Raw genomic sequence first — 17,227 nt, forward strand, 5'->3', positions numbered from 1 at the left:
ACAAGGCAACTGAACCATGCACAAGCTCATGATGCGGCTGGCCAAATCAATGGCCTACCTGGGCGGTGCAGTCCTCACTCTTCTGATCATTCTGACATGTGTTTCAATCGCTGGGCGCCTGCTCAACGGTTTCTTCCATGGCGATTTGATGGAGCGGATTGCGCCCGGGTTTTCGAAATGGATGACAGGCTGGGTCGGGCCAGTGAACGGCGACTTTGAGCTGGTCGAGGCAGGGGTGGCCTTTGCAATCTTCGCCTTCCTGCCGTTGTGCCAGATCACTGCTGGTCATGCCTCGGTCGATGTGGTGGCCAATGCGTTTCCGCGCGGTGTCAAACGGTTCCTTCGGATGGTCACCGAAGTTGTTTTTGCTGCTGTTCTGGTGCTGATCGCCTGGCGGTTGGCTGAAGGCCTTGCAGGCAAGTTTTCCAATGGCGAGACCTCCTTCCTGCTCGAGTTCCCGGTCTGGTGGGCCTACGCCATCAGCCTGCTGGCAGCTGTCGTTGCCGCCATAGTTGGCATCTTTATGGGTGCAATCCGCACCATTGAATTCTTTACCGGCCGGATCCTGATCTGGGACGGCGTGGAGGGTGAACAGTGACGGCTCTTGAAATTGGCATCGCCTCCTTCCCGGTTCTGATGCTTCTGATTTTTTTGCGGGTGCCTATCGGGCTTTCGATGTTTCTTGTTGGCCTCGGCGGACTTATCTGGGTGACAGACGGGACTCAGGTTGCCTTTGGCCGCTTGAAAAGCGAGACCTATACTACCTTTTCCTCCTACTCGCTGACCATCGTGCCGATGTTCCTGCTGATGGGGCATTTCGCAACGCTGGGCGGCATGTCCACCGCGTTATTCAAGGCAGCCGAAGGGTTCCTGGGCCACCGCAAGGGCGGTGTCGCCATGGCGGCAATTGGTGCTTGCGCAGGTTTTGGTGCAATTTGCGGGTCCTCACTTGCGACAGCTGCCACTATGGGCCGGGTCGCACTGCCGGAACTGAAGCAATACGGCTATGCCGGCGGGTTTTCGACGGCGACACTGGCTGCAGGCGGTACGCTGGGCATTCTAATCCCGCCATCCGTGGTGCTGGTGATCTATGCAATTCTGACTGAGCAAAACATTGCCAAGCTGTTCTTGTCGGCCTTCATCCCCGGCCTGCTGGCAGCGCTTGGCTATGTGATTGCGATTTCCATCTATGTCCGCCTTTTCCCGGAAAGCGCAGGCACCCGCCCACCAGTTCCCTGGGGCGAGCGCTTTGCCGCGCTGTTCCATGTATGGCCGGTGCTTCTGGTGTTTGGCCTTGTGGTTGGCGGTATCTACCTGGGCTGGTTCACCCCGACGGAAGGTGCAGCGGTAGGGGCGTTTGGCACCGGCCTGATTGCTTGGCTCAATGGCGGTCTGAACCGCGAAACCCTGGCAGATAGTTTCCTAGTGACCGCGCGCTCCACCGCGATGATCTTCTTCATTGTGCTGGGCGCAGGTTTCTACAACGGCTTTCTGGCGCTGACCAAAGTGCCTCAGGAACTGGCCGACTTCGTGGTAAGTCAGGGCCTTAGCCCCTGGATGGTGCTGACGCTGATCCTCGCCTTCTACTTGGTGTTTGGCTGCCTGATGGATTCGCTGTCGATGATCCTGCTGACTATCCCGATCTTCTTCCCGGTGATTTCCGCGATGGACTTTGGCCTGCTGTCGCTGCCCGCGATGCAGGCGGATGCAGCCATGGAGGTCCTGAGGGCGGGAGTTCCTGAAGGGATGGGGGCTGAGATGCTGGCCTCTATACAGGATGCCATCGCCACTGGTGCCGAACTGACCCGCGAGCAGATGAAGGAACTGGGCATCCGCGTCACAGAAGGCCGGGTAAACCGGATCGAGGCGGAGTATGTCGCCATCTGGTTTGGCGTGCTGGTGCTGATCGTTGTTGAAGTGGGCCTGATCACTCCGCCAGTTGGTATGAACCTGTTCATCATCAACGCGATGGACCGCAAGACCCGGATGATCGACACCTACAAGGCGGTGATGTTCTTCGTCGCTTCCGACATCATCCGGGTGATCATCCTGGTGGCGTTCCCGGTGATTACTCTGCTGCCGCTGATGCTTATGCAGTAAACATAACGGCCCCTTTCCGGTTGTCCGGGGAGGGGCGTGCCAAAGCTTGTGCAGGAAATGGAAATATTATGTGACGCAGGTTTGGATTGACCTGAATCACGTTTCCGGGTTCCGCTTGCGGGAATATGATGCACCAGATGGGGAGACCCGCCATGCAAATCAGCAGAAGCAAAGCCGCCGCGCCGAAGGTTCAGGCGCTGGCAACGGAAGTTTCCGCGCTGCAGGGACCTTGTGTCGGCTGCACCAATTGTGTCGGGCTGTGTGACGCGCTGATAGACGCGCTAGTGCTGCCGGATCTGATTCTGTCCCGGAAGCGCGGCAGTTCGTAAGGCGGACTTGCCTGCCATTGCGGTTTGATACCTCGGACAGGCGCCGGTAGGGTGCTCCTGCAGAGGTATGCGAGGCAGTGAAAATGGCAGAGCAGGACACATTCACCCATGAAATCCGCGTGGGCTGGGGCGATTGCGACCCGGCACGGATTGCCTATACCGGGCGGCTGCCGGCCTTTGCGCTGGAGGCAATCGACGCCTGGTGGGAGCATCACCTGGACGGCGATGGCTGGTATCAGATGGAGCTGGACCGCGGCACCGGCACTCCCTTTGTGCACATGAGCATTGACTTCCGCTCGCCGGTCACCCCGCGGCACCGGTTGCTGTGCGAGGTTTGGCCCTCGGCGCTGGGCAGCAAGTCGGTCACCTTCAGGGTGAACGCACGGCAGGCCGGTACCCTGTGTTTCGAGGGTAAGTTTGTCTGCGTCTTCATTGCTCCGGAAACCTTTACTGCAAGGCCCGCGCCGGACGATTACCGTCGGGTGATCGAGGCGCAGCTGAGGCCGGAGTGAAGCGAATCATCGCAGCCAGCCGTCAGCAAAAAACACGCCGCCAACGCCTGCAAACCTCGCCACCCTGACCAGCTCAGCCTCCAGCCGTTTGGTGCGGGCTGCTGACCACTTAATATCCTGCTCCGGCCAGACTGCAGTAACGCGCAGGAGATCCGCGTCGCGGTCCGCCTTCATGTCAATGCGGCCTACCAGCCGCGTGCCTTCCATCAGCGGAAAGACGTAGTATCCGTATTGCCGTTTGGGAGCGGGGGTGAAGACCTCGATCCGGTAGTGGAACCCGAATAGCCTTTCCGCCCGCTTGCGGTCACGCAGGGCAGGGTCGAAGGGGCTGAGCACGCGTATCCGTCCTGGCGCAGGTCCTAGTTCCGCTGCAGTGTCAACTGTCCCTGGACGGGCGAACACCTTGCGCAGCTTGCCATCCGCCTGTTCGAATTCGATTTCTTCCAGATCACCGAGCCGCATCTGCCCGGCGCACCAGGCCTTGGCTTCTGTTGGTGAGGCCGTGTCCCAGAAAGCGGCGATTTCTCCAGACGTGGCAAAGCCCAACCTGTCCAGCGCGGCGGAACACAGCCAATTGAGAGATGCAGCTTCATCGTAGGAGGAACTGGAGCGCAGATGTTCCTCTATCACCCGGTCCGTCAGATCATAGCGTTTCTGAAATCCTTCGCGCCCGATCACAGTCAGCGCGCCGGAGCGCCATAGGTATTCCAGTGCGGTCTTGGACGGGTGCCAGTCCCACCAGCCGCCAGAGCCTTTCTTCTCATCCTTGCCGACATCGGAGGAGCTGACCGGCCCGTGATCGCGGACATGTTTTAGTACGGCTTCGAACCGCGCCTCGAACCCGTCCCGGCGCCAATTGCGCCAGCGTTTGCGCAGCAGGTCCTTGTCGCGCTCAAAACGCAGGTGCCAGTGCGGATAAAATGCCATCGGAATAACGGCGGCATCATGGGTCCAGTGTTCAAACAGCTCCCGGTCGCGCTCGTAAAGCTGTTTGAGGTTTTGCGCCCTGTAGCCTGGCCGACGCGAGAACAGGATCACATCATGGGCTCGCGCCACGGTGTTGATGCTGTCAAGCTGCACAAATCCAAGTCGTTGGATCAGCGCTAGAAGATCGCTACCCTTGGCAGGGCCTGCGGGCTTCTCCAGCAGGGCGTGGCGGTTCAGGAACAACCGCCGCGCCTTTTGATTGCCAAGCCGCTGAAGCGCCATCAGCGCCGTTTCAGAGTATCGCCATAGGAAATGGTCGGGGTCAGCGTGACATGTTTTTCGATCTCAGTGTCCGGATCTTCCAACTGGGCCGCGATAATCTCTGCAGCTTTGCGTCCGATTTCCAGCCGGCACGCGTCCATAGTAGCGAGCTGCCGGGGCAAACCCTGCAACAGTTCTACACCATTGAAGCCGGCCAAACCAATCTGGCCGGGAACGCTGATGCCCTGCTCCTGAAGGTACAGCAAGCCGCCTGCGCCGATCATATCATTGGAGTAATAGAGAAAATCCAGCTCAGGGGAACGATCCAGCATGACCTGGGTCATCTCACGCCCCTTGGCAAGCGCCGAGCCGCCGGAATAAAACTCCCGGTCCTCGATCTCCACACCTTCTTTGGCCAGCACCTCGGTGAAACCCTCGAAGCGTTTGCGCGCGCGGTGGTCCAGCGGCATCTTGGTGCCCATGAAGCCGATGTGTCGGTACCCGGCCTTGAGGATAGCCTTGGCCATTTCGCGGCCAGCGCGGCGGTGGGAGATACCGACCATAGCGTCCACCGGCTTGCCATCAGTATCCATGATCTCCACCACCGGTATCCCGGCGCTGCTCAGCATGGCGCGGGCGGCGTCCGTATGTTCCAGGCCTGCGATGATTACTCCCGAAGGGCGCCAGGAGAGCATCTCGTAGAGGACTTTTTCCTCCTTCTCAGGCTGATAGTCAGTCACGCCGACGACGGGCTGAAGCTCAGTGTTTTCCAGCACCTTGTTGATGCCGGTCAGCACCTCGGGGAACACCATGTTCGAAAGCGAGGGAATGATCACTGCCACCAGGTTCACCCGGTTCGAGGCCAGCGCGCCGGCAATCTTGTTGGGAACATAGCCCAGTTCCTTGGCGGCAGTCAGCACCTTGGTGCGGGTCTTCTCCGAGACGTCGCCGCGGTTGCGCAGAACCCGGCTCACAGTCATTTCGGAAACACCGGTTGCTTCGGATACATCGCGAAGTGTGAGCGGGCGCTTGCTGTCCGTGGTCACGTTCCTGAGCCTCTTGTTTTGTCTGCCCCTAACGTTAGCGCAGACATGACTTGCTGCACAATGGAAACTGCGCGCGGCAAATCGGCTTTGGCCTGTCCCCATCCCATTGTGATCGCAGGTGGGATTTGCTATCGCGGAAAGACGCGGCCCCGTGGCTCAACTGGATAGAGCAGCCCCCTCCTAAGGGGCAGGTTGCAGGTTCGAATCCTGCCGGGGTCGCCAAATTTTTATTGCAAAACAATACATTGCCCTGTTCTTGTTGATGCAACTTGCAGAAATTTGCACCACAAAGCAGCACTTTACGGTCTGCGATTACTATTGTTCCGTACAAAACCTGTACAGTTTCTCCACGATTTACTGACCTCTAGCGGCCAAAAAGCAAACAGAAACCCCGGCTCGGCGGCAACCGAAGCCGGGGCTAAAGCTCACTTGAAAGCTTCCAACTTTCCTCGCCTGAATAGCATGATTTCGGGTCCTGCTGCAATCGCGGGAGGTGCGCATGCCTATGGGCGCCGATGCGCGAGCGGTAACCTTTGCAACAAGTACATCCAGCGAAACTTTGCTTTACCCAAGCATTGAAGAGCTTGCCGAGTATAAGGTGACTACACCTAAAGGATTTGGGAAATGGTTCCTTGAACCTTATAAGGGCGGTTTGGTGGCCGCTGCCCGCCCCGACCTGCCAACCTCGCTTTTGGTTCAGGCAACTACCTTTTGCCGTAGTAGCGGAGAACCCAAGCTATTGCTGACAATGAAAGGCTTCAGCACCTACTCAATGGCAAGTGGTACCCTTCCTATCGATGGGGCAGAGCTGACTCTGGATGGGGTGATGATCAGTCTAAGTAGCGATCACCTAAGCGCCAGAATTGAAGGGGAGATTCTTTACCTAACCGTGAACCTGCCAACGCGTGTTGCACACGCACTCACTAGGTCTGAAACGGTTGGGTTCCGCCTAATTGTTTCAAGGGCTTTCGGGAACTTCAATGAAACAAGTTCGCTGGATGATCTGGCTAGGAAGTCCATCGCCCTGTCTTGGCGGAATTGCTTTTGATCGATCTGAGAGTGCATGGTTCCCACGCCCTCTCGCCAATGCGTGTCCACAATTGGTGGAGAGAGGATCACGGCTAGAAGGAGCAGGAAGGGCAAAAGAATTTGTAACACAAGCTGTTACACACGTCTTTCCTGCGATGTTGTAACCTATTGATAATGCTTGTATTGATTGAGGTGAAACTGCAACCTAGTCCTGCCGGGGTCGCCAGAGTTCTGGCGAGGAAACAGGCTGCGCGTTCCGTTTTTTCGTACTTTATCGGATCATTTTTGCGCTGGCTGGATCGTGCGAGGCAGGAGGGCATGGATGCTAGTTAAGGGGATGCTATCCGGCCGCATCCGGATAGATTTTTACTAGGCATATTTGTGGTATACGGTGGTGCACCTAAAGCGACAAACTTCAAACCAAATCTTCGAGGAGTTTACTCTTTGGGAGAGCCACTTGGTGTCAGTTAACGATAGCGTCTCCAGTGTCTTTGAGCCTGACTAGCGTTCGCCTATGCTCCCTGAGATCAAGACCTCGGGGTTATCCTTCAAGAATCGAACTAGTGATCAGCTTCTGTCAGTGCCTCCTACCTAGATGCAGCCGGGCTAGCTCCAGAGCTTTGCAAGGTCCACATCACGGCTGTCTGGTTCGCGCTCACCAGTGAGCTTTTCGACTTGGAGAAGCATAGGAATATCAAAAGTGGTTCCGGTAACCACGCAAGCTCCCTTCGGGAGTGTTGGAATCTGGCTCCTAGAGACCGTATCCAGCGTCGAAATAGCATTGTCTAATAATGCTAGGTCCCGATCATTTACGAGGCGGTGAATGAAATAGTTGTGAACTTGAGATACGATTGTAGGCGAGATATCAGAAGGTCGTTGACTGGCGAGCGTTATAAAGAATCCAAACTTTCTACCTTCCTTGATGATCTCCTCAAACAGCTCAAGCCTATAGTCCTTCCAGCTTTCTGCTTCGCGGGAGGACTGTGTGGACAAAATGTTGTGTGCTTCATCGATAATCAAATGAGCTGTTGTCTCTGGGGGAGACGCGACCTCATCTTTATGAGACTCGTAGTAATGTTTCGCTATGAGGATTGGCAGTATCTTCTTGACTTCCTGGCGTGTCTCTCGAAGCGAGATCACTGTAACTGGCAGTTCTGGTAGACCTGCACCTTCTCCAACACGAATTACTTTTGAAAGATCATCTTTCAGAGCATCAATCCTGCGAAGCAGCGGATGAATATGTTCATATTGAACAGAACCTGACAGGACATCCCGAATTATTTGAAGTGACGCACGGACTTGCAATTCGTCAAAACCGTTCAAGTTCGTAACGCTTAGATCATCGACCTTTGTCAAAAACTCCTGCTCTACAAAGCTCTCATCATTTGCAAGCCAGCGCCAATTTCCCTGTGAAACTATGTAGTGAAACGTTTCCACATCGTGACCTCTCTGTAGACCTACTCTGTCCAATGAGGCCATCAGTTCGCTCTCATCTCCAAACGTTCGAGCCAAATGCTTAAGTTGCTCTAACGCTTCCAAGCTCGGGTCTTTTGAGCGCAAAACTCGCTCGAAAGTTGATCTGAGATACCGGGAAAGACTATCCTCAATGGCCGCGAACTTATTTCTCCCTGTAACAACACGGCGCAAGAACGGTTTTTGTGTGTTCTGTGTGGCTTGAAATAAGATTCCAAGGGTTTCAGCATCCCAGAACTCTGAGGCCCTTAGACCAAAGTACCCATCCGCCTCACCTTTTGTTCTTAACTTTGTTACGGACTTGTAGTTATTTGAAGTCAATTGATCCCCAGTATACTCCCCATTGAAGTCAAGGAAGATAAACTTACTACTGGGTGAAATTTTCTCAATCTTCATTTCAAATAGGGCGGTGTATAACTTTGCCAAGGTGTTGGACTTGCCGCTTCCGGTGTTTCCAAAAATTCCGATATGCGTATTAAACAAATCCTTCCATGGGAGTGATATTCGCAAATCCTCTTTTAAAAGGGTTCCTATAACAAGGTCGGAATCTGAATGTTTTTCAAATACCGCCTCAACTTTTTTCTGGGGAAGTAAAAAGACAGCATCTCCAATCTTAGGGAGAAACTTGATGCCGTCTTGAAATTTATTGTCTTCGAAGAATCCGACAGGTCGAGCTTTCAATTTTCGTACATATTGAGTACTGGGTCCTTCGCCTTCAGTAAGTTTCTCATCCAAGAACTCACCTTCGATTAGGCAGATAATTTCTCTGAATCCATGCGAGATGCTGACGAATTCCCGGATTGATATCCCCTTATAAGCTTCTCCCTCATAGAAGTGTGTTTCTAAGTTTGAGTCTTCATTTGCCCTTATTGTTATCTCTACTCCAACTACGGCGGTTACACGTCCAACTTCAATCATCGTCAGGGTTCTCCGCTGTAGTTGGATCTACAGAGAAAACTTCATCGTTGAAGGCGGTGAAGTTTAATTTTCCTTTCACTCGCAGAAAGTCGATGTTTCTTGCGCCTTCAAATTTTTCCTGTAGAGCTTCCTTAGTGGCGTCACTAAAGCAGCAAATAAAAACTTTTAGGGTGGGGTTGGATAGCGACCGCTTCACCAAATTGAGGATGTGTTCGTCAGCAAACGAGAAACCGAACACGACGAATACAGAGTTTGGTCGCTCGAGTTCATAGCTGAGCAATCTGAGAGCTTGGTAATAATGCTCCTCAAAGACGGTCTCGTGAAACTTCCACTTGGTTGGGTTTACAACAGGCAGCGTTTCGTAATGATTCCAAAAATTCTCAATTCGTTTCTCGTCAAAGGCATTTTTAGTTTCTTTTTCAACTTCTTTTTCTGGGGTCTTCAAATTCAAATTGGATGGTTTTTCTTTTTTTGCTGCGCTTGCTTTTATTATGCCGTCTATATCTTTCTCAGTCAGACTCTCATTACTTAGTGCTTTTTCAAAATCTTCGTGTGATAGTAGGGGGACACCCACGACTCGACTTCGTGCTTTTTTCAAGTCGTAGGACACTTCAATTTGCTCGCCTTCCTTGTACCAATAAACAGATCCGTGCGGCTGGATTAAGTTTACTTGCGGAACACTTCTTTCGTGCCGATCAAATACCCCTTGCTCCTTCACGTAGCGGCTGAAGTTTTTCACCTGAAGCTTTCGTTTCGAAAAGCCCACACCACCGTCGTTCAGCGTGAAGTCCCAACGTTCGGAGTGGATTAGGTTTTCCGCCGCATGAGCAACCATTCCATCATAATTTGTTGTGAATATGTTTGCTCTCTTGAAGGATGATTTTTTTTCGATCAGCGTGAGGACGGATTTTAAGAATTTCTCATAGTTGGCAACTGCTTCTTTGGCATCTTCGCTGAGCGCAGATGTGTCGTATGCGTTGAATGATGCGGCTGGCAGGATCACATCTCTTACGTAGTAGGAGAACAAGAGGGCCATAATCTCCTTGTTGTCAGCAAAGTGCGCTGCCAACGTTTCAAACGTATGGCTTTCTGATGTAGAAGAATTCTTAATGCTTAAAGAAAGCGTTGGCAGCAATCCAACGGACGCACCTGAACCAAGGAGAAAGTTCAAGTGCTTGTCGTATATGTCACTCCGATTTATTTTTGCCATCAATAGTTCCAGTTCATTTGGGTTCACCACATCCTGTGGAAGTTTCCGGCGGCACCGGAACCACAAGGCGAGTGCCTTGTTTCGCTCAATCCTTATACGAGCGTGTCCACTCAGGATAGCCTTGCATGCGAAGGAGGATAGTTTTGCGCTCTCGTGAACCAAAGGTGATCTTAGGCCTCTAGCCTCAAGGCAGAACGCCTCCCCCACAAGCACGGCAAGACACCAGGGCAAAGAAGCGGTGATTCGTGTGACGTTTTATGGCAACGCGCTATCCAGCGTCTCACTAACTTGAAGCGCCCCGAAGGGGGCAGTCCGCACATTTTCTGCTTCTTGACGACACCGGTCCGCGAGGAGCTTGAAGTCTAACAGATAAGGAGGACGGACGGCGCTATCTTGCGTTACAAATTTGTGATTTAAGATAACAAAAACAAAGCTTTACATTCCACCTTCCCCCAATGCAAGAATCGTAATCAGGCACCGCTTCGCCTAGTAACCAGTTCTGAAAGGAGGGTTTGAACATGGAAGAATATGGTTCGAAGTGCACCCCCTCAACGTCTAATACCGTGAACGAAGCCGGTCCTCCCGGCAATGATGCTACGGACTCCGATCACCAGCAGTTTATGCAAGATTGTCCCGAGGCGTTCACAGCACTGGAGGCCATCATCTCTGCTTTTGTCGATCTTGGATTTGAGGCTTCTGCAGGCCACCATGCTCAACATGCTGTACGAAAAGATCGCCGTATCAATTCTCTCGCCAAGAAGTTCAGTCGAAACGCAACCTGATATTTCTGTGAAAGAAAGGGTAAGCCATGACTAGCAAAACTACCCAAACCCCACTCAGAAAGAAATGCATCATCTATGCGCGGGTGTCATCGGCTAAGCAAACTATAGATGGTTCCGGGTTGTCCAGCCAAGAGCGAACCTGCCGCGATTTTGCAGAGCGCAACAGTTACGAAGTCGTCGAGGTCTTCACAGATGTAATGTCAGGGGGGGCTGCTGAGCGCCCCGGCATGAATGCTCTTCTTGCCTATCTCCGTCACGTTAATACAAAGGAATTTGTAGTTGTTGTAGACGACATCGCAAGGTTCGCACGTGATGTCTCCATACATACCGCACTAAGGGACAAGATTATTTCCAGTGGGGCTAAGATCGAAAGCCCCAGTCAGAAGTTTGATGAAGATGCAGGAAGTCGATTTATAGAAACGGTCATGGCAGCCATCGCCGAGCACGAGCGTCTAAAAAACGCGGAGCAATCACGTCGCCGAAGCATTGCTCGAATGCAAAACGGATACTGGGTTCTACGCGCGCCCTTCGGTTACCGATACGAGAAGGACCCAAGGGGAGGGAAAAGGCTAGTAAAAGCGGAGCCTGTGGCGAGCATCGTCAAAGAGGCCCTAGAGGGGTTCGCTTCTGGCCGGTTTCAGTCACAATCCGAAGTAAAGCGTTTCCTTGAAGCTAAGCCAGAGTTCCCCAACAACTATAACAAGCGCAACGAAGTCAACTGGGACACGGTGAAGGCGATCCTCACAAACATACTCTATGCTGGGTACATAAAATACCCGAAGTGGGACATCCCGCTCACCAAGGCACAACATGAACCACTCATCACCTATGCGACGCATGAGTTAATTCAAGTACACCTTGATGAACGCAGCGTAGCTCCTGCTCGAAAAGGCATCAGCAATGACTTTCCCCTACGTGGCTTTCTAATTTGTGAGGCTTGCGGTCACGCGCTGACCGCCTGTTGGGCAAGGAGTCATACTGGCAAACGGTACCCCTACTACCTTTGCCAATATCGTGGCTGTTCCGAGAAAGGAAAATCCTCCCCACGGGATAAGGTTGAAAAGCAGTTTTGCGATTACCTCAAAAGGCTTGTTCCAACTCAAACCACGTTCGAACTTGCGAAAGGTCTGTTTCGGAGAGCATGGGAAGCCAGAAACAGTTCCGCTGTCTCCGAAACCAAGCGCTTAAGAACTAAAGCCCGTCAGATTGAGCGTGACGTCAACAAGTTAGTCCAATCTCTTGTTCGATCCGAAAGCGCTCGAGCTAGGGTTGCGTACGAGAAGCGCATCGAGGAACTTGAACAGGAGAAGGCCCTTATCGAAGATGAAGTAGCCAAAACCTCCAACCCCAGACATCCCTTTGAGAAAATGTTCGAACTCTCGATGAGGTTTCTCGCAAACCCTTATGAAATATGGGAGAATGGTGACTTGGCAACCAAGAGAACTGTGCTTCGGCTAGTTTTCGCTAAGCCATTAAGCTTCAATCGGAAAAAGGGCATTCAAACCGGGGAAACCACTTTTCCCTTCAAAGCTTTACGGTTCTTGGAAGGTACGGATGTTAGTTTGGTGCCGCTGAAGGGACTCGAACCCCCGACCCCATCATTACGAATGACGTGCTCTACCAGCTGAGCTACAGCGGCACCGGCCTTGCGCTCGAAGCGTGGCAAGTGATGCTCATTTAAACTTTGCGCATTTGCCGCGCAAGTGTGGATCACACCGAAAAAACTGGAAGGCCCGTCGTGGCGCTGGGCAGCTCACCAAAGCGGGCGCGGTAAAGCTGGGAAAACCGGCCAAGGTGGGAGAACCCGCAGTCATAGGCAATGCTGCAGACCGGTGTTTGCGGGCTCCGCGACAGCATCAGGTAGCGTGCCAGGTCGAGCCGCAAGTCGCGCACGTATTCCATCGGTGTAAGGCCAAAATGCTTGCGGAACCCGGCCTGCAGTGACCGGATGCTGCAGTCTGCGGCGGCAGCTATGGCCGGGACGGAAAGCGGCTCGCCGATATTGGCGTGGATGTAATCGCGGGCGCGCCGGATCTGGCTGCTGCACCCGGATACACGGGATGCCAGCAGGTGGCGGACATTGCTTTGCTGATGGCTCAGCAGGCCAAGGATCAGCTGCTCTTCAATCACTTGCTGCTGTATTGTGCTCCAGCTGCCGAAGCCGGCCTGGTTTTCCGTGGCGTTGACACAGGCTGCGAACTGGCGTGCCCAGCCCTGCAAGGCGCCGCCGGACACGGGGAGCGCGGTGTCAAAGACAACAGCCTCGCGCAGGGACAAGCCGGCAGCCTGTTCGGCAAGTGAATGCAGGTCGCTCCGCCTGATTTGCAGCAGCAGCATCCGGCAATCGGCGTGCCATGTCATCCGGGAATCCCGGGTCGGGTTGAGCACGGTGGCGGTGTGGCGGTCAGATGCCACCGGTGTGGAGCCATTGGCCACCAGAGCCCGGCCGCTGAGCGGCATCTGCACCAGGTAAAAATCCTGCAACTCGCCCGGGTCGATCTGCACCGTGGATCCGTAGCTGAGGTAATTGAGTGACAGGGCCTGACCGCGCACATAGTTGTGGCGGGCACCGGTTCCTCGGGAAGGGCCTGCTGGCTGCAGACTGTGGTCGCAGAACTTTTGCGCCACCAGCGTGCGCACTTCGTCGATGTCGCGGCTGTGGAACTGCCGCCATGCGCGCAGCGGCTCGCGTGCTCCTGAAGACTGCGGTGCTGTCATTTCCGCAGCCTAGCACGGTTTGCAACTCAGGCAATCACGCCGGGCTGCGCTTATTTGCGCATTTTGGATAATCCTTTTCCAGCACTGCCCATAGGCTTTGGGGACGAGCTGATAAGGGAGGAACAAATGGCTCTGGATCAGGGAATCACCAAGGCCGCCGACGGATTGGGCGGCACGTCCTGGAATGTGGTTGGTCACACCTATACGCCCAAGCTGCACAGTGAGAACGCCTTTATCTGGCACGCAGTAATTCCAGACAGCACCTTCGTGCCGCCGCATGTGCATCCAACACAGGATGAATGGATAACCATGCTGGAGGGCACGCTGGACGTGGAATTTGGCGGCGATGTTTACCAGGCGGGGCCGGGTGACACCGTGCGGATGCCGATGGGCGTTGCGCATGGGATCTTCAACCGCTCCGGCATTACTGCGTCCTGTGTTTTCGGCGTAGCGCCTTCACGCAAGCTATATGACCTCTTCTGCGCCCTGGACGGCGTGACCGACCCGGAAGAACTGGTGCGATTGTCGGCTCTGCATGAGGTCGACTTCCTGCCGCCGCCGGCGGAATAAGGGAGGCGGACATGGTGAAGCAAAAAACGATCGCCGTGATCGGCGGCGGGGTAAGCGGGCTGGCCGCGGCCAAGGCCTTTGCGGAAAAGGGGCATCAGGTTCTGGGGTTTGAGCGCAGTCACGACTTGGGCGGGGTGTGGGAGCCTTCGCGATCCTACCCAGGGGTGCAAACGCAATCGCCCAAGGACCTGTATTGCTATACTGACCATCCGATGCCGGAGGAGTATCCGGAATGGCCCAAGGGGCCGCAGGTGCATGCCTATCTGCATTCCTATGCGGACAAGCACGATCTGCACCGCCTGTTCCAGCTGAACACCAACGTGCTGGAGATGGACCGGCGCCCGGACGGGCAGCCGGGCTGGCGGCTGGTGATCGAGACAGGCGGCGAGACCCGGGTGCAGGACGTCGATTTCGCGGTGATCTGCACCGGGCAGTTTTCCGAGAAGAACATCCTGACCCATCCTGGGCAGGAGGCCTTCACCGCGCAGGGCGGGGAGGTGATGCACTCCTCGGAGTACCTGGATCCCGAACACGCGCGCGGCAAGCGGGTGGTGGTGCTGGGCGGCTCCAAATCCGCGACCGACGTGGCGGTGAATGCGGCGCAGAACGGCGCCAGGCAGGTGCATCTGGTCTACCGGCAGAATGTCTGGCGGGTGCCGTATTTCGTCGGCGGCATTAACTTCAAGAAGCTGCTCTATATGCGGGCGCAAGAAGTGCAGTTCAACGGCTGGGGGCGCAGCTGGCTGCATAAGGCATTTTACGGGCTTGCCAAGCCGCTGATATGGGCGAACTTCCGTGGGTTAGAGACGCTATTGAAGCTGCAGCTGGGCTTGAAAAAATGGGATATGGTGCCGGATATTCCGATTGAAAAGGATGTCTCGTGTTCGGTGCCGATCGTGACGCCCGGCCTGTTCGAGGGTTTCAAGGACGGCTCGATCCTCCCGCACCGCACTACCTTCTCGCGGTATGAACGCGATGAAATCGTGCTGGAAAATGGCGTGCGAATCGGCGCGGACTTGGTGATTTCTGCCGTCGGCTGGAAGCTAGGTATTCCCTATCTGGCGCAGCAGCACCTAGATAAGCTGATCGAGGCGGACGGCCAGTACCGGACCTACCGGCTGGCGGTGAACCCGGATCTGCCGGAAATGGGTTTTGTCGGGTTTAACTCCAGCTTCTGCACGATTCTGTCTGCAGAGATGGTGGCGAACTGGCTGGTGCGTTATGCCGACGGCAAGCTGGCACGGCAGCCGTCGCGGGCAGACATGGAGGAAAACATCCAGATGATGCTCGAATGGCGCCGTAAGGAGCGCCCGGCGGCGCAGATCTATGGAGGGCTGTGCTCGGCCCCGTTCCATTTCAAGCATTTCGACGAGCTGCTGATGGATATGGGCGCGACGCAATGGAAACGGTCGAATCCGCTGGCCGAGCAATTTGCGCCGCCTGACGCCAGCGCCTATGGCCGCTTTCTGGCGACGGCGCCGCAATATCAGGCGGCCTGAGGCCCGCCCCTGTGCCTGCCGGAAACGGCGGGCGCACATGCTTTAGCGGTCACGCAGTTACTGCTGCGATGCGCTGCTATTCGAGTGAGGGGGGATGGTGCCCAGGAGAGGACTCGAACCTCCACGTCCATACGGACACTAGCACCTGAAGCTAGCGCGTCTACCAATTCCGCCACCTGGGCAGGTGTCGTGAGGAGGGCGTATAAGCGGAGTCGCGGGCAGCGTCAAACGGAAATTCTGCCTCTTGGGAAATTTTTCCGGAAAACGCGAAGAGTTCCGTTTTCCCATTTAAATCCAGTGCATTGGAGAACTCAGCCGGAATTTCTCCGATCCGTATTTCCGTGTGCCGGTTTGATCCTGCGCAAAGTGGCGGATCTGCAAAAGAGGCATAGGAAAGTCATGAAACAGATTGACCGCCTCCAAGCCCTTGGGCTGTTCGACAGCCGGGTGCCCCGCTACACATCATACCCGACCGCGCCGGTGTTTTCTGCAGCCGTTGGTGCTGCGGAGCAGGCCCTCGAACTGCAGGCATTGAATCCAGATGTGCCGGTCTCGGTCTATTTGCATATCCCGTTCTGCGAGCGGTTGTGCTGGTTCTGCGCCTGCCGCACTCAAGGCACCCAGACGCTGAGCCCGGTCGAGAGCTACATCGGTACGCTGGAACAGGAGCTAAAACTGGTAGCCCCGTTTTTGCCTAAGGGGCTTCGAATGGGGCGGATGCATTGGGGGGGTGGGACACCGACCATTTTGCCGCCCCACCTGATCCACCGGCTGGCGCAGGCGGTGAAGGCGGTTTTTCCGCATACTGAGGATTGGGAATTCTCTGTTGAGATTGACCCCACCATGGTGGACCGCGACAAAATTGAAGCGCTGGCCGCGGAAGGCATGAACCGCGCCAGTATCGGCATCCAGGACTTCGACCCGCTGGTGCAGCAGGCAATCGGCCGGGCGCAGCCGTTCGAGGTGACCAAGGCCTGTGTCGAAGATCTGCGCGCGGCAGGGATCAATTCGCTGAACGCTGATCTGGTCTATGGGCTGCCGCATCAGACGCAGGCGCGGATGGCGGATACGGTGGAGAAGGTGCTGAGCCTCAGCCCTGACCGGCTGGCGCTGTTCGGCTATGCGCACGTGCCTTGGGTGGCCAAACGGCAGAAGCTGATCAAGGAGGAGACGCTGCCCGACGATCTGGCGCGCTATCATCTGGCCGGGATGGCAGCGGAGAAATTTGCTGAGGCCGGGTTTGCGGCAATCGGCATCGACCATTTCGCCAAACCTGGTGACGGGCTGGAGGTTGCGGCCCGCACCGGCCACCTGCGCCGGAACTTCCAGGGCTATACAGACGATACCTGCCCGACGCTGATCGGGTTCGGTGCGTCCTCGATCTCCCGTTTTGCCGGCGGCTTCATCCAAAATGCAGCGGCGACGCCTGCTTATGTGCAGCGGGTCGAGGCCGGGCTTCTGACCGGCGCGCGCGGCCATGTGATGAGCCAGGACGACCTGCTTCGGGGCCGTGCCATCGAGATGCTGATGTGCGAGTTCCGGCTGGACCGGGTAGAGCTGCGGCAGCGGTTCGGAGATCTGGCGGGAAGTCTCGATGCGGATCTGGCTCAGGTTGCAGCCCGGTTTGGTGATCTGGTGAACCTGGATGAGGACGCGCTGGAGATCGTTCCCGAGGGCCGCCCGCTGACCCGGATTATTGCCAGCAGCTTCGATGCCCATGTGCCCGAAGGCGTGCGTTACAGCAGGGCCTCCTAATCTGAAGACGAGCCGCTCCCGCCTGTTCCTGGGCCTCTTGCCGGAGGCTCTTCGAAGTTGGGCTTAGCGCTGCGCTGGCGCACAGCTCGGACAGGCAT

The 17,227-nt window shown here is 55.4% G+C and carries 14 protein-coding genes, 3 tRNA genes and 1 pseudogene; 11 read left to right on the top strand and 7 right to left on the bottom strand.

Annotated elements, in window-relative coordinates:
• Positions 1-16: 16 nt before the first annotated feature.
• The 4 genes from RA21_RS07610 to RA21_RS07620 all read left to right on the top strand — a co-directional run bounded on the left by RA21_RS07610 (position 17) and on the right by RA21_RS07620 (position 2,941).
• Positions 17-598 carry a TRAP transporter small permease gene (locus tag RA21_RS07610; RefSeq protein ID WP_039147620.1) on the top strand — a complete coding sequence of 194 codons (582 nt, stop codon included), beginning with the start codon at positions 17-19 and terminating at the stop codon, positions 596-598.
• Positions 595-2,100: a TRAP transporter large permease gene (locus RA21_RS07615; RefSeq protein WP_019295251.1), complete on the top strand. Its 1,506-nt coding sequence runs from the start codon at positions 595-597 to the stop codon at positions 2,098-2,100. The genes RA21_RS07610 and RA21_RS07615 overlap by 4 nt, the downstream gene beginning before the upstream one ends.
• Before the next feature lie 152 nt (positions 2,101-2,252).
• On the top strand, positions 2,253-2,429 hold the full coding sequence (locus RA21_RS22820) for a hypothetical protein (protein WP_019295250.1): 177 nt from the start codon (positions 2,253-2,255) through the stop codon (positions 2,427-2,429).
• A gap of 83 nt (positions 2,430-2,512) precedes the next feature.
• Entirely contained in the window at positions 2,513-2,941 is a 429-nt protein-coding gene (locus RA21_RS07620) for an acyl-CoA thioesterase (RefSeq protein ID WP_019295249.1), read from the top strand.
• 6 nt (positions 2,942-2,947) lie between these two features.
• Here RA21_RS07620 and RA21_RS07625 read toward each other — a convergent pair whose 3' ends face one another.
• Both RA21_RS07625 and RA21_RS07630 read right to left on the bottom strand, forming a co-directional pair.
• Positions 2,948-4,150: a winged helix-turn-helix domain-containing protein gene (locus tag RA21_RS07625; protein WP_019295248.1), complete on the bottom strand. Its 1,203-nt coding sequence runs from the start codon at positions 4,148-4,150 to the stop codon at positions 2,948-2,950.
• Positions 4,150-5,175 carry a LacI family DNA-binding transcriptional regulator gene (locus RA21_RS07630; RefSeq protein WP_019295247.1) on the bottom strand — a complete coding sequence of 342 codons (1,026 nt, stop codon included), beginning with the start codon at positions 5,173-5,175 and terminating at the stop codon, positions 4,150-4,152. The genes RA21_RS07625 and RA21_RS07630 overlap by 1 nt, the downstream gene beginning before the upstream one ends.
• Positions 5,176-5,320: 145 nt before the next feature.
• On the opposite strand from RA21_RS07630, the gene RA21_RS07635 reads away from it, so the two are divergent.
• Both RA21_RS07635 and RA21_RS22580 read left to right on the top strand, forming a co-directional pair.
• Positions 5,321-5,397 (top strand) — tRNA-Arg (locus tag RA21_RS07635).
• A 277-nt stretch (positions 5,398-5,674) separates the two neighbouring features.
• Complete coding sequence (locus tag RA21_RS22580) at positions 5,675-6,223, top strand: hypothetical protein (RefSeq protein ID WP_152610509.1); 549 nt, start codon at positions 5,675-5,677, stop codon at positions 6,221-6,223.
• A gap of 587 nt (positions 6,224-6,810) precedes the next feature.
• Here RA21_RS22580 and RA21_RS07645 read toward each other — a convergent pair.
• Both RA21_RS07645 and RA21_RS07650 read right to left on the bottom strand, forming a co-directional pair.
• On the bottom strand, positions 6,811-8,595 hold the full coding sequence (locus RA21_RS07645) for an ATP-binding protein (RefSeq protein ID WP_039147624.1): 1,785 nt from the start codon (positions 8,593-8,595) through the stop codon (positions 6,811-6,813).
• Positions 8,588-9,766 carry an SIR2 family protein gene (locus tag RA21_RS07650; RefSeq protein WP_206540048.1) on the bottom strand — a complete coding sequence of 393 codons (1,179 nt, stop codon included), beginning with the start codon at positions 9,764-9,766 and terminating at the stop codon, positions 8,588-8,590. Before RA21_RS07650 ends, RA21_RS07645 begins: the two co-directional genes overlap by 8 nt.
• Before the next feature lie 557 nt (positions 9,767-10,323).
• On the opposite strand from RA21_RS07650, the gene RA21_RS22585 reads away from it, so the two are divergent.
• Together RA21_RS22585 and RA21_RS23495 are read left to right on the top strand one after the other, a co-directional pair.
• Entirely contained in the window at positions 10,324-10,587 is a 264-nt protein-coding gene (locus RA21_RS22585) for a hypothetical protein (protein WP_152610510.1), read from the top strand.
• 26 nt (positions 10,588-10,613) lie between these two features.
• Positions 10,614-11,657, top strand: a pseudogene (locus RA21_RS23495) (recombinase family protein); the annotation flags it as partial.
• Positions 11,658-12,150: 493 nt separating this feature from the next.
• Here RA21_RS23495 and RA21_RS07655 read toward each other — a convergent pair.
• Together RA21_RS07655 and RA21_RS07660 are read right to left on the bottom strand one after the other, a co-directional pair.
• Positions 12,151-12,226 (bottom strand) — tRNA-Thr (locus RA21_RS07655).
• Between the two features lie 71 nt (positions 12,227-12,297).
• Positions 12,298-13,305 (bottom strand): AraC-like ligand-binding domain-containing protein, encoded by a 1,008-nt coding sequence (locus RA21_RS07660; RefSeq protein WP_039147628.1) that lies wholly within the window; start codon positions 13,303-13,305, stop codon positions 12,298-12,300.
• A gap of 126 nt (positions 13,306-13,431) precedes the next feature.
• Here RA21_RS07660 and RA21_RS07665 point away from each other — a divergent pair, with 126 nt between their 5' ends.
• Both RA21_RS07665 and RA21_RS07670 read left to right on the top strand, forming a co-directional pair.
• Positions 13,432-13,875: a cupin domain-containing protein gene (locus tag RA21_RS07665; protein WP_039147630.1), complete on the top strand. Its 444-nt coding sequence runs from the start codon at positions 13,432-13,434 to the stop codon at positions 13,873-13,875.
• A gap of 11 nt (positions 13,876-13,886) precedes the next feature.
• The gene (locus tag RA21_RS07670; RefSeq protein ID WP_019295244.1) at positions 13,887-15,374 is read left to right on the top strand and encodes a flavin-containing monooxygenase; all 1,488 of its coding nucleotides are present in this window, start codon (positions 13,887-13,889) and stop codon (positions 15,372-15,374) included.
• Positions 15,375-15,469: 95 nt separating this feature from the next.
• On the opposite strand, the gene RA21_RS07675 is transcribed toward RA21_RS07670, so the two are convergent.
• Positions 15,470-15,556: transfer RNA gene (locus tag RA21_RS07675), tRNA-Leu, on the bottom strand.
• Positions 15,557-15,773: 217 nt separating this feature from the next.
• Between RA21_RS07675 and hemN the strand changes: the two genes are divergently transcribed.
• Positions 15,774-17,129, top strand: a complete 1,356-nt coding sequence (gene hemN, locus RA21_RS07680) for an oxygen-independent coproporphyrinogen III oxidase (RefSeq protein WP_019295243.1) — start codon at positions 15,774-15,776, stop codon at positions 17,127-17,129.
• Positions 17,130-17,227: the final 98 nt, after the last annotated feature.

This window comes from Leisingera sp. ANG-DT (genome assembly GCF_000813785.1).
Lineage (GTDB): Bacteria > Pseudomonadota > Alphaproteobacteria > Rhodobacterales > Rhodobacteraceae > Leisingera.

Coding starts and splice junctions, on each gene's coding strand:
- RA21_RS07610 (WP_039147620.1), top strand. CDS start 17: ATGCACAAGCTCATGATGCGGCTGGCCAAATCAATGGCCTACCTGGGC.
- RA21_RS07620 (WP_019295249.1), top strand. CDS start 2,513: ATGGCAGAGCAGGACACATTCACCCATGAAATCCGCGTGGGCTGGGGC.
- RA21_RS22585 (WP_152610510.1), top strand. CDS start 10,324: ATGGAAGAATATGGTTCGAAGTGCACCCCCTCAACGTCTAATACCGTG.
- hemN (WP_019295243.1), top strand. CDS start 15,774: ATGAAACAGATTGACCGCCTCCAAGCCCTTGGGCTGTTCGACAGCCGG.
- RA21_RS22580 (WP_152610509.1), top strand. CDS start 5,675: ATGCCTATGGGCGCCGATGCGCGAGCGGTAACCTTTGCAACAAGTACA.
- RA21_RS07625 (WP_019295248.1), bottom strand. CDS start 4,150: ATGGCGCTTCAGCGGCTTGGCAATCAAAAGGCGCGGCGGTTGTTCCTG.
- RA21_RS07660 (WP_039147628.1), bottom strand. CDS start 13,305: ATGACAGCACCGCAGTCTTCAGGAGCACGCGAGCCGCTGCGCGCATGG.
- RA21_RS07665 (WP_039147630.1), top strand. CDS start 13,432: ATGGCTCTGGATCAGGGAATCACCAAGGCCGCCGACGGATTGGGCGGC.
- RA21_RS22820 (WP_019295250.1), top strand. CDS start 2,253: ATGCAAATCAGCAGAAGCAAAGCCGCCGCGCCGAAGGTTCAGGCGCTG.
- RA21_RS07645 (WP_039147624.1), bottom strand. CDS start 8,595: ATGATTGAAGTTGGACGTGTAACCGCCGTAGTTGGAGTAGAGATAACA.
- RA21_RS07670 (WP_019295244.1), top strand. CDS start 13,887: ATGGTGAAGCAAAAAACGATCGCCGTGATCGGCGGCGGGGTAAGCGGG.